Origin of the sequence: Mycobacterium sp. (assembly GCF_052144515.1) — a bacterium.
Classification (GTDB): domain Bacteria; phylum Actinomycetota; class Actinomycetes; order Mycobacteriales; family Mycobacteriaceae; genus Mycobacterium.
In genome coordinates, this window is sequence record NZ_JBKQQD010000079.1 from 20,692 (window position 1) to 31,531 (window position 10,840).

Annotated in this window: 8 protein-coding genes; all 8 read right to left on the bottom strand. The window is 69.6% G+C overall.

Annotated features, from left to right (window positions below; genetic code table 11):
• Positions 1-128: 128 nt before the first annotated feature.
• On the bottom strand, positions 129-1,598 hold the full coding sequence (murD, locus tag ACLP9N_RS04205) for a UDP-N-acetylmuramoyl-L-alanine--D-glutamate ligase (protein ID WP_442406207.1): 1,470 nt from the start codon (positions 1,596-1,598) through the stop codon (positions 129-131).
• On the bottom strand, positions 1,591-2,670 hold the full coding sequence (gene mraY, locus ACLP9N_RS04210; RefSeq protein WP_442406208.1) for a phospho-N-acetylmuramoyl-pentapeptide-transferase: 1,080 nt from the start codon (positions 2,668-2,670) through the stop codon (positions 1,591-1,593). Before mraY ends, murD begins: the two co-directional genes overlap by 8 nt.
• Positions 2,667-4,172, bottom strand: a complete 1,506-nt coding sequence (locus tag ACLP9N_RS04215; protein ID WP_442406209.1) for a UDP-N-acetylmuramoyl-tripeptide--D-alanyl-D-alanine ligase — start codon at positions 4,170-4,172, stop codon at positions 2,667-2,669. Before ACLP9N_RS04215 ends, mraY begins: the two co-directional genes overlap by 4 nt.
• Positions 4,169-5,734: a UDP-N-acetylmuramoyl-L-alanyl-D-glutamate--2,6-diaminopimelate ligase gene (locus ACLP9N_RS04220; RefSeq protein WP_442406210.1), complete on the bottom strand. Its 1,566-nt coding sequence runs from the start codon at positions 5,732-5,734 to the stop codon at positions 4,169-4,171. Before ACLP9N_RS04220 ends, ACLP9N_RS04215 begins: the two co-directional genes overlap by 4 nt.
• Before the next feature lie 87 nt (positions 5,735-5,821).
• The gene (locus ACLP9N_RS04225) at positions 5,822-7,804 is read right to left on the bottom strand and encodes a peptidoglycan D,D-transpeptidase FtsI family protein (RefSeq protein ID WP_442406211.1); all 1,983 of its coding nucleotides are present in this window, start codon (positions 7,802-7,804) and stop codon (positions 5,822-5,824) included.
• Positions 7,801-8,943 (bottom strand): hypothetical protein, encoded by a 1,143-nt coding sequence (locus ACLP9N_RS04230; RefSeq protein WP_442406212.1) that lies wholly within the window; start codon positions 8,941-8,943, stop codon positions 7,801-7,803. The genes ACLP9N_RS04225 and ACLP9N_RS04230 overlap by 4 nt, the downstream gene beginning before the upstream one ends.
• Positions 8,940-10,133 (bottom strand): 16S rRNA (cytosine(1402)-N(4))-methyltransferase RsmH, encoded by a 1,194-nt coding sequence (rsmH, locus tag ACLP9N_RS04235; protein WP_442406213.1) that lies wholly within the window; start codon positions 10,131-10,133, stop codon positions 8,940-8,942. The genes ACLP9N_RS04230 and rsmH overlap by 4 nt, the downstream gene beginning before the upstream one ends.
• On the bottom strand, positions 10,108-10,539 hold the full coding sequence (mraZ, locus tag ACLP9N_RS04240) for a division/cell wall cluster transcriptional repressor MraZ (protein WP_442406214.1): 432 nt from the start codon (positions 10,537-10,539) through the stop codon (positions 10,108-10,110). Before mraZ ends, rsmH begins: the two co-directional genes overlap by 26 nt.
• Positions 10,540-10,840: the final 301 nt, after the last annotated feature.

Genomic DNA, 10,840 nt, shown 5'->3' on the forward strand with positions numbered 1-10,840 from the left:
GGGGGCGCCGGCCTGCTCCAAGGCCTGCTCCAGGACCTGCTCCGGATTCTCTGCAGCCGGGGTATCTGAGGTCTCCGGGCTTCCTTTACCCCGGCGCAACAACCGGGTCAGCGCGTTACCCACACCGGCTACCGGATCGCCGCACGCACGGCGGCCGCGAAGGTGTCGCCACGGTCGCCGTACCCGCTGAACTGGTCGAATGATGCACCGGCCGGTGCCAGGAGCACGGTGTCACCGGGTTTGGCCAGGCCACGGGCCGCGGCCACCACGGCGGTCATCACGCGAGCGCCGACCGTCCCACCGAAATCATCAACATTCGCCACTTCAACAACAGAAGCCCCAGGAACATCAGCAGTCGCATGCATCTCAACATCCTCGCCTGTCACAACCTGGACGACGGGGACATCGGGCGCGTGTCGTGATAACGCCTCGGCAACCTGGGTGCGATCTCGGCCGATGAGCACCGCGCCGACCAGCCGGGAAGCGATTCGGGCGACCTCCGCGTCGACGGAGGCGCCCTTCAGCAGACCACCGGCTACCCAGACCACCCGCGGGTAGGCCAGCACCGACGCCTCGGCGGCGTGCGGGTTGGTGGCCTTGGAGTCGTCGACGTAGGTGATGCCATCGGCGACGGCCACCACCTCGGCTCGATGCCGGCCCAGCCGGAACGATGCGATCGCGTCCGCGATCGCGTCGGCGGGCGCCCCGACGCAGCGGGCCAACGCCGCCGCGGCGAGCGTGTCGAGCACTCCGGACGGGCCCGGGACCGGTATCGACGCGGCGGGCATGAGCGCCAGGCCGTCGGCGAAGGCGCGGTCAACCAGTTGGCCGTCCTGCACCCCGAGTTCACCCGCGGCCGGTTCGCCGAGCCGGAAGCCCACCCGCACCGGCGCCGACGCGGTGGCCAGCAGCGCGGCCGCCCGGCGGTCGTCCATCCCGACCACCGCCACCCGGCCATTGAGCACCCGGGCTTTCGCCGCGCTGTATTCGGCCATGCTGGAATGCCAGTCCAGATGGTCTTCTGCGATGTTGAGCACCACCCCCGCCTCGGGCCGCAGCGACGGCGCCCAGTGCAGCTGGAAACTGGACAGCTCGACGGCCAGCAGCTCGGCGGGCTGGTCCAGGACGTCGAGCACCGGGCTGCCGATGTTGCCGCACAGCACGCTGCGCAGTCCGGCGGTCGTCAACATGGCGTGCAGCATCGATGTCGTCGTCGTCTTGCCGTTGGTGCCGGTGACCACCAACCAGCGCCGCGGCGGCCCGTAGCGACCCGCGGCGTCCAGCCGCCAGGCCAACTCCACATCGCCCCAGATGGGCACACCGGCCGCCACGGCCGCCGCCAGCATGGGCGTCGTCGGCTGAAAGCCGGGACTGGTGACCACCAGCGCATAGTCGGAGATTCGTTGTTCGGCGACCGCGGGATCCACGGTCGCGACACCGCTGTCGGCGTACGGGCGAAGCATCGCCGGATCGTCGTCGCAGACGGTCGGGGTCGCGCGGAACCGGGTCAGAGCCGCCAGCACCGCGCGGCCGGTCACCCGGCCTCCGGCGATCAGCACGGGCGCGCCCGGTGCCAGCGGGTCGAGCTCGTCAGGCACCGATCGCGCCCAGCCACTCGCCGTAGAACACGGCCACGCCCAGGCCGCAGGCGATCGCGGTGAGCAGCCAGAAGCGAATGATCACCGTGGTTTCGGCCCAGCCGACCAGCTCGAAGTGGTGGTGGAAGGGCGCCATCCGGAACACCCGGCGCCCGGTCGTGCGGAAGGCCAGGATTTGCAGCACCACCGAGGTGATTTCGGCGACGAACAGCGAGCCCAGCACGACCGCGAGGATCTCGGTGCGGCTGGTCACCGACAACCCCGCGATGATGCCGCCCAGCGCCAGCGAGCCGGTGTCACCCATGAAGATCTTCGCCGGCGCGGCATTCCACCACAAAAAGCCGATGCAGGCGCCCGCCGTCGAGGCGGCGATGAGCGCCAGATCCAGCGGGTCGCGCACGTTGTAGCAGCCCAGGCCCGGCGCGGTGACGCACGCGTTGCGGTATTGCCAGAAGGTGATCAGCACATAGGCGCCGGTGACCATCGCCATGCAGCCGGCGGCAAGCCCGTCCAGGCCGTCGGTGAAGTTGACCGCGTTTGACCAGGCGCTGACGATGACCACGCAGAACAACACGAACAGCGCGGGAGCCAGCGTGACGGTGGCGATCTCACGCACGTAGGACAGGTCCGCGCTGGCCGGCGTCAGGCCGGCGTTGTTACGGAATTGCAGCACCAGCACCCCGAACAGCACGCCGGCGGTGATCTGCCCGACCGTCTTGGCCGTCTTGTTCAACCCGAGGTTCCGTGACCTGCGGAGCTTGATCAGGTCATCGAGGAACCCGACACCGCCGAGCACGGTGGCAAGACCCAGCACCAGCAGACCCGATGCCGACATCCCTTCACCGTGGAACGCCAGGCCGGCCAGGTGAGTGCCCAGGTAGCCCGCCCAGATGCCGGCCAGGATCGCCACCCCACCCATCGACGGCGTGCCGCGTTTCGTATGGTGGCTGGGTGGCCCGTCCTCGCGGATCTGCTGGCCGAATCCCTGCCTGGTGAACAGCCGAATCAGCGCCGGGGTCAACAGGATCGACACGGTCACCGCGATGGCGACGGCGATGAGGATCTGTCTCATGCGCGATCGCTCCCATGATTGGGATCCGCGGCCAGCGCGTCGGCCAGCGCCCCCAGGCCCGCGGCGTTCGACGCCTTGACCAGGACCACGTCACCGGGCCGCAGTTCGGCTCGCAGCAACGCCAGGGCGGCGTCGCCGTCGGCGACGCTAACAGCTTCTGAACCCCACGAGCCCTCCATGACCGCTCCGTGGTGCATGGCGCTCATCGACCTCCCACCTCCCACGACAACGAGTCGAGACACATCTAAGCGCACCGCCAGCCGGCCGATGCGATCGTGCTCGGTTATCGCATCCTCGCCGAGCTCGGCCATCTCACCCAGCACCGCCCAGCTGCGCCGTGGCTTGTCGGGGCCATGGGCGATCCAGGCCAGGGCCTGCAGGCCGGCCCGCATGGAGTCGGGGTTGGCGTTGTACGCGTCGTCGATCACCGTCACACCGTCGGCGCGGGTGGTCACCTGCATGCGGTGCCGCGACACCGGACCCGCCCGGGCCAGCGAGGCCGCCACCTGCTCGATGCCGGCGCCGCATTCCAGCGCGACGGCCGCCGCGCACATGGCGTTGCTGACCTGGTGGTCGCCGTAGACGCCGAGCGAGACCTCAGCGGAGTCGCCTCCGGCGTGCAGGGTGAACGTCGGCCTGGCCAGTTCGTCCAGCGTGACGGGTCCGGCCCAGATATCGCTGGGGCCGGTGCGGCTGACCCGAACCACCCGGGCCCCAGTCACCTTCGTGGCGTCGGCCATCGCCGCCACCGCCGGATCGTCGGCGTTGAGAACCACCACCCCGGATGGCGGAACAGCTTGCGGCAGTTCGGCTTTGGTGCGCGCGATGGCCTCGCGGGAGCCGAACTCGCCCAGATGCGCGGTGCCGACGTTGAGGACCACCCCGATCGCGGGCGGGGCGATCGCCGCCAGCTCGGCGATGTTGCCGGGATGGCGCGCCGACATCTCCAGAACCAGGAAGTCGGTGCTGCGGGTGGCGCGCAACACCGTCCAGGGATGACCCAGCTCGTTGTTGAACGACCCGGGCGGGGCCACCACCTCACCCAGCGGCTCGAGCACGGCTTTCACCAGGTCCTTGGTCGACGTCTTTCCCGACGAGCCGGTGATCCCGATGATCCTCAGCCCGCCGGCCACCAGCTCGGTGGCCACCGCCTTGGCCAGCTTGGCCAGTGCGGTCAGCACCGCCGCACCTGACCCGTCGGGGTCATGCTCAAGCACCCCGGCGCGGCTGTCTCCCGGTTCCGGCGCAACCACGATCGCGGGGACCCCCACCGGCCGGGCAGCCAGCACGGCGGCGGCGCCGGCGGCCACCGCCGACGCTGCGTGGTCATGTCCATCGGAGCGCGCCCCCGGCAGCGCCAAAAACAGCCCGCCCGGGGCGACGGCCCGCGAGTCGAATTCGACGGCCCCGGTGACGTGGCAATCCGCGGCGGCCTCCGGCGAGATATCAGCCAGCGTGCCGCCGACGATCTCGGCGATCCGGGCAACGGTCAGGTCGATCATCGGCGCGCCTTCAGGTCTGCTAGCGCCTGAGCGAGCTCCACCCGGTCATCGAATGGGCGGACGTCGGTAGCACCGCGCTGTCCGGTTTCATGGCCCTTGCCGGCGATCACCACCACGTCACCGGCCTGCGCCCAGCCGACCGCGTGCCTGATCGCCTCGCGCCGGTCGGCGATCTCGACCACCTGCGCTTGGGAGCCGGCTTGGGCGGCTTGGTCTGTGCCCACCAGGATCTCGCGGCGGATCGCTGCCGGATCCTCACTGCGAGGGTTGTCGTCGGTGACCACAACCAGATCCGCCAGCTCGGCGGCGACCTCGCCCATCGGCGCGCGCTTGCCCGGGTCGCGATCACCCCCGGCGCCGAACACCACCGCCAGCCGGCGGCCCGGCTTCAGCAGGGTGTTCAGCACCGCCCGCAGCGCGCCGGGCTTGTGCGCGTAGTCGACCAGCGCAAGGAAATCCTGGCCGGAATCGACTTGTTCCAGTCGCCCGGGCACGCGGGTTTCCCGTAGCCCTGGTGACGCTTGTTCCGGGGACACTCCGACCGCGTCCAGAATCGCCAGTGCGAGAAGACAATTCGCAACGTTATAGCTCCCCGGCAGACGGATGCCGACGCGGTGATGCACGCCCGCGGGATCCACGACGGTGAATTCCTGTCCCCCGGCGCCGATGGCTGTCACATCCATGCCGCGCCAGTGTGCGGGTTGGCCGGTGGCGCTGACGGTGATCGCGTCACCGGCCCGGGCGGCCATCTCGCGCCCGGCGTCGTCGTCGATGCACACCACGACGGTGTGAGCACGCAGCGGCGACTCGGGGTCGAACAGTGTGGCCTTGGCCTCGAAGTAGTCCGCCATGGTGGGGTGAAAGTCGAGGTGGTCGCGCGACAAGTTGGTGAAACCGCCCACCGCGAAATGCGTGCCGTCCGCGCGGCCCAACGTCAGCGCGTGACTGGACACCTCCATGACCGCGGTGTCCACCCCGCGCTCGGCCATCGCGGCAAACATTGCCTGCAGCGCGGGAGCCTCAGGGGTGGTCAGCGTGCCGGGGATGTCGGCGCCGTCGATGCGGATTCCGATGGTGCCGATCAGCCCGGCCACCCGCCCGCCGGCCCGCAGACCGGCCTCGACCATGTAGGTCGTGGTGGTCTTGCCAGACGTTCCGGTGATCCCGACGACCGTCATCCGATCGGACGGGTCCCCATACACCGTGGCGGCCAGGCCACCGAGGACGCTGCGGGGTGCGGGGTGCAGCAGGATGGGGACGGGGGTGGCTCCCAGCGCGTGCATCTCGGCCAGGCCCGCGGGATCGGTGAGCACCGCGACGGCACCGCGTTCGATCGCGTCGCCGGCGTACCGCGCGCCGTGCGTGGTCGCACCGGGCAGGGCCGCAAACAGGTCGCCGGGCCGCACGTCCTGGCCCCGCAGCGTGACACCCGTGATGAGGACGTCCGGGACCGCCCCAGCGACCTCGGCGCCGTCGGCCGCCACCGCGCCGACCTGAGCCGCCAGCGCCGGCAACCGCGCACCGGCAACGGCGCTGGGCCGCAGCGCCGTGGGCACCGACACTCCTCACCACCTCCGTCAGCCATGATCGGCCATGACACCCTACCCAGGAGTATCGGCACCGGGAGGTGCCCCCGTCGACGATGATGCTTAGGTTGCCTGCAACGTCAGCGGAGGTCCGGGATCCGGTGACAGCGGAACGTTTTCGCGCTGCATCAGCCAGCCGGCGATGTTGTGGAACAGCGGCGCCGCCGAGTGGCCCGGCGAACCATCCGCGTTGCGCTGCGGGTTGTCCATCATCAGGCCGACGACGTAGCGGGGATTGTCGACGGTGGCCATGCCGGCGAACGTGATCCAGTAGACGTCGTCGAAGTAGCAGCCGCAGCCGGGGTTGATCTGCTGGGCGGTACCCGTCTTACCCGCCATCTGGTAGCCCGGAACCGCGGCCGCGGGACCGGTGCCCTGCTGGTAGCCCATGGGGTCGCGCTGCACGACGGCGCGCAGCATCTGCCGCACCGTCTGCGCGGTTTGCGGGGAAACCACCCGAACGCCGTCCGGGCGCGGTTCCTCGGTCCGGGTGCCATCGGGTGCGATGGTGGCCTTGATGATCCGCGGCGGCATCCGCACGCCGTCGTTGGCGATGGTCTGGTACATGCCGGCCATCTGCAGCAGGGTCATCGAAAGACCTTGGCCGATCGGCAGGTTGGAGAAGGTGCTGCCCGACCACTGGTCGATCGGCGGCACCAGCCCGGCGCTCTCACCGGGCAGCCCGACATTGGTGCGCTGACCCAGCCCGAACCTGCGGACCATGTCGTAAAAGCGTTCTGGACCGACGCGCTGGGCCAGCATCAGCGTGCCGACGTTCGACGATTTTCCGAACACGCCGGTGGTGGTGTAAGGCATCACGCCGTGCTCCCACGCGTCATGAATGTTGACGCCGCCCATCGAGATCGAGCCGGGCACCTGCAACACCTCGTCGGGGTTGGAAAGCCCGTATTCGATAACCGAGGACGCCGTGATGACCTTGTTCACCGAGCCCGGTTCGAAGGGCGAGGACACCACCAGGTTGCCCAGCTGCCTGTCGCCCTGGCGCCCGATGTCTTGGGACGGGTCGAACGTGTTGTCGTTGGCCATGGCCAGCACCTCGCCGGTCTTGGCGTCCATGACGACGGCAGAGACATTGTGGGCCCCGGACAGGTTCTTGGCCTGCTGCACCTGCTGCTGCACGTAGAACTGGATGTCGTCGTCAATGGTGAGCTGGACGGTCGAACCGTTGACCGCCCGGTGGCGGTTGCGGTAACTGCCGGGGATGACCACGCCGTCGGACCCGCGGTCGTAGGTGACTGAGCCGTCGGTTCCGGAAAGCACGGAGTCCAAAGAATCCTCCAGCCCCAGCAGACCGTGTCCGTCCCAGTCGATGCCGCCGACGATGTTGGCCGCCAACGCTCCGCCGGGATACTGGCGCAGATCCTGCCGCTCGGAACCGACCTCGGGGAATTTGTCGGAGATCGCACTGGCGACGGCGGGGTCGACGGCACGCGCCAGGTAGACGAAGTTGTCGTTGCCTTGCAGCTTCTTCAGCACGGTCGGGTAGTCCGGCCTGTTTTTCAGCCGGCCCGAGACCTCTTTGGCGATATCTTGCAGCCGCTGCTGCGGGTCGGGGGCGGCCGAATTCTTCTTCTTGGCCTCCTCCAGCTGCTGGCGGATTCGCTTGGGCTGAAACGTCAGTGCGCGCGATTCGATGGTGAAGGCCAGCTGGTCGTTGTTGCGGTCGACGATGCTGCCGCGCACCGCCCTCGCGACGTCGGTGACCTTGAGTTGCCCGGCCGCCTGGGCCCGCAGGGCCGGGGCGTTGGTCACCTGCAGGATGAACAGCTGAACCGCGGCCACCGCGATCAACACGAGGATGACCGCATTGCCGACCTGATGCCGGAACACGAACGACGCGCCGCGGGTACCCACCTCCACCAACTGCCGGGTGCGCCGGTCGGTCGCCGAGTGACCTTGCTGCGCTGCATCTGCCCGCACCCCCGTGCGGGAGGTTTTTTGCGGTTTACCGAAACCGCGCGCCGACCGCTTCGACTGCGACGAGCCCGTCCGCTTGGCGCCCCTCACGCCCCTCACTCCCCTCACCGTGGGGCACCCGGAGCTGTCACGGCGACGGGGCCGAACTGTTCGCCGTTACCGGGTGCCGGCACCGGCGCCCCCGGTTGCGGCGGCGGAGCATGCACCGAGGCGGCCCCGGGGGCGGGGGGAACGGGCACCGGGACGGGCAATCCACCCAGCGGAACAGGCACCTCTGCTGGTCCCGCGGCGGGCGTCGTGGCTCCCGGAGCGGGCAGCCCCGGCGCCGGTGTCAGCCCGGGGACCTGTGCCCGAACCGGTCCGGCGGGCATCCCGGGCAGGCGTGGAGCAGCCTGCGGCAGGTGCTGACCGCCGACCGTGGAGGCGCCGTCCGGAGCGCGCAGCAGCGCCTCCGGCCCGGGTCTGGCCGGCGCGGGCGAATCGCCGGCGCCGGGCTGCACCCGGACGGGGACCTCCGGCGGAAGCGCCGGCGGTGGCGGGGGCGACGGAGGGCCTTGTTCGGGAAGCGGGCCGTTCAGGGGTGGCGGCGGAACGCCGTCGGCCGGCTTGGGCGTTCCGACGACCACCCAGTTACCGGTAGGGTCCTGGACCAGGTGCGCGGTATCCCGGGTCGGGATCATGCCCTCCTTGCGGGCCGACTCGGCCAGCGCCGGCGCCGACTGCGCCTCGCGCACATCGCGTTCCAGCGCCTCCTTCTGCTCCCGCAGCACCCGAGCCCGCTCGCGGGCGTCGCTGAGCTGGTAGGACCGCTCGGCGGAGGCGGTGGACAACCACAAGGTGAGGCCCAGGCCGACAGCTAGTGAACCGATCACCAGCACGACAAACGGCACCTTGCTCAACAGGGTGCGGGGCCGCAGGTCGATCGACGCCAGCCGGATGGCCAAGCGCTCGGTCAGCCGGGGCCGGACGACCTTGGGCGCCTTGGCTTTCCGTGCCTTGGCCCGCGCCTTGGCCTGGCTCGTACTCTTGGCCCGGGCCGGCCGCTCGACCGGCCGGGCGATGGGGCTGGTTTGCGGACCGGACTTCGGCGTCCTGGCCTCGCGGGTGGGCGCCGAGTTCTTCGCGGTGCGGGTCCGAGCGCGGCGCGGGGACGCTGCCTCGGCCGTGCTGCTCTTGCTCCTGCGGGCGTCGCGTCCGCCCGGACGGTCACCGCTGCGGCGTTTTGTCGCCTCGCGCTTGGCCTTCATGACTCGCCCTTTCCGGTTGCCTGCTGCGGTTCGTGCTGCACTCGTTGCAGGGCCCGTAATCGCACCGGGGCGCTGCGGGGGTTGCGTTCGATCTCGTCGGCGTCGGCCCGTTCAGCGCCGTGCGTCAACAATCGGAATCGCGGCTCGTGGCCGGGAAGTTCGACCGGAAGACCCAGCGGTGTGCGCGAGGCGACGGCGTCGGCGAACACCCGTTTGACGATCCGGTCCTCCAGCGACTGATAAGCCAGCACCACGATGCGCCCCGACACGGTGAGCGCGTCCAGCGCGGCGGGAACAGCGGCGGACAACGAGTTCAGCTCGTCGTTGACCGCGATCCGCAGCGCCTGGAACGTGCGCTTGGCCGGGTGCCCGCCGGTACGCCGGGCCGGAGCGGGTATCGCCTGGTAGAGCAACTCGACCAGCTCGGCGGTCGAGGTGAACGGGGCGCGGGCACGGCGGCGGACGATGTGAGCCGCGATGCGACGGGCGAACCGTTCCTCGCCGTAGCGGTGCAGGATGTCGGCCAATGCCGCCTCGTCGTAGTCGTTGACGATGTCGGCCGCCGACAGCGGCGACTCCGGGTCCATCCGCATGTCCAGCGGCGCGTCCTGGGCGTAAGCGAAACCCCGTTCGGCGCGATCCAGCTGCATCGACGAGACCCCGAGGTCGAACAGCACCCCGTCGACCGCTTCCACTGCGGCATAACCGGATTCGGCCAGTGCCTCGGGCAGGCCGTCGTAGCGGGTGTGCACCAGCGTGACCCGGTCGGCGAAGCGAGCCAGCCGGCTCCGCGCGATGTCGAGCGCGCTCGGGTCGCGATCGAGTCCGATCAGCCGCAGGCCCGGCAATTCGGTCAGGAATCGCTCCGCGTGCCCGCCCGCACCGAGGGTGGCGTCGACGAGGACAGCCCCGGAGCCGTCCGAGTGGCGGCGTGTCAGTGCGGGGGTGAGCAGCGCAAGGCAACGGTCCAGCAGGACGGGCACATGCCCGAAATCGCCCTCGAAACCACCTGGGCCGTCAGCCATTAGAAGCCCTGCAAGACCTATCCGGGCTTCAACGGACACAGCCCCTGCACCGAGGTCCCTGTCCGAAGGCACGAACCTGGCGTTGGGGAAGTACGCCAGGGTCGGTTCGGGCAGAGGCCACGATGCACGGGCACGCGCCTCAGATAATGTCGCCGAGTGCTTCATCGCTGGCTGCGGAGAAGTTCTCTTCGTGGGTCTGCTGGTAGTTCTGCCAGGCCTGCGCGTCCCAAATCTCGAGAAACTCGACCGCTCCGATCACCACACAATCCTTGGACAGGTTGGCGTAACGGCGGTGGTCGGCCGACAACGTGATCCGGCCCTGGGCGTCGGGATGCTGCTCGTCGGTGCCGGCGGCGAGATTGCGCAGGAAAGCTCTGGCTTCGGGGTTGCTCCGCGACGTTTTGCTTGCCCGGCGCGCGAGCTGCTCGAACTCCGCTCGCGGATAGACAGCCAGGCTGTGATCTTGGCTCTTGGTGACCATCAACCCTCCTGCCAGCGCGTCGCGGAACTTGGCGGGCAATGTCAGTCGCCCCTTGTCGTCGAGCTTGGGCGTGTAGGTGCCGAGAAACACCAGCTCACCTCCCGTCCGAAGCGGCTCCGACTCGCCCAAACACTTCAGCCACCATACCCCACAATCCCCCACTTTGCCCCATCAAAGAGGTGTCGCGACCGAGTTTTCTCGCTCGTCTGCCACCCGCTTGGTCTTCGGGCGTTGCGCTGTCCCCTTCCCGCCCGATCGTCAGGCCAGAAAACCGCATTTCAGACGGTCAAAATCGGCATGTGGAGCGTCAGTGGGGCGCAGTGGGGCACGAATCCTGCCGGCAGGACTCAATTGGGCCGCTATTTGGACTCGAAGTGGGGGCGCCCACAAC

Excerpts from the sequence above, each read along its gene's own strand:
- mraY (WP_442406208.1), bottom strand. The coding sequence starts at position 2,670 with ATGAGACAGATCCTCATCGCCGTCGCCATCGCGGTGACCGTGTCGATC.
- ACLP9N_RS04215 (WP_442406209.1), bottom strand. The coding sequence starts at position 4,172 with ATGATCGACCTGACCGTTGCCCGGATCGCCGAGATCGTCGGCGGCACG.
- ACLP9N_RS04230 (WP_442406212.1), bottom strand. The coding sequence starts at position 8,943 with ATGAAGGCCAAGCGCGAGGCGACAAAACGCCGCAGCGGTGACCGTCCG.
- rsmH (WP_442406213.1), bottom strand. The coding sequence starts at position 10,133 with ATGAAGCACTCGGCGACATTATCTGAGGCGCGTGCCCGTGCATCGTGG.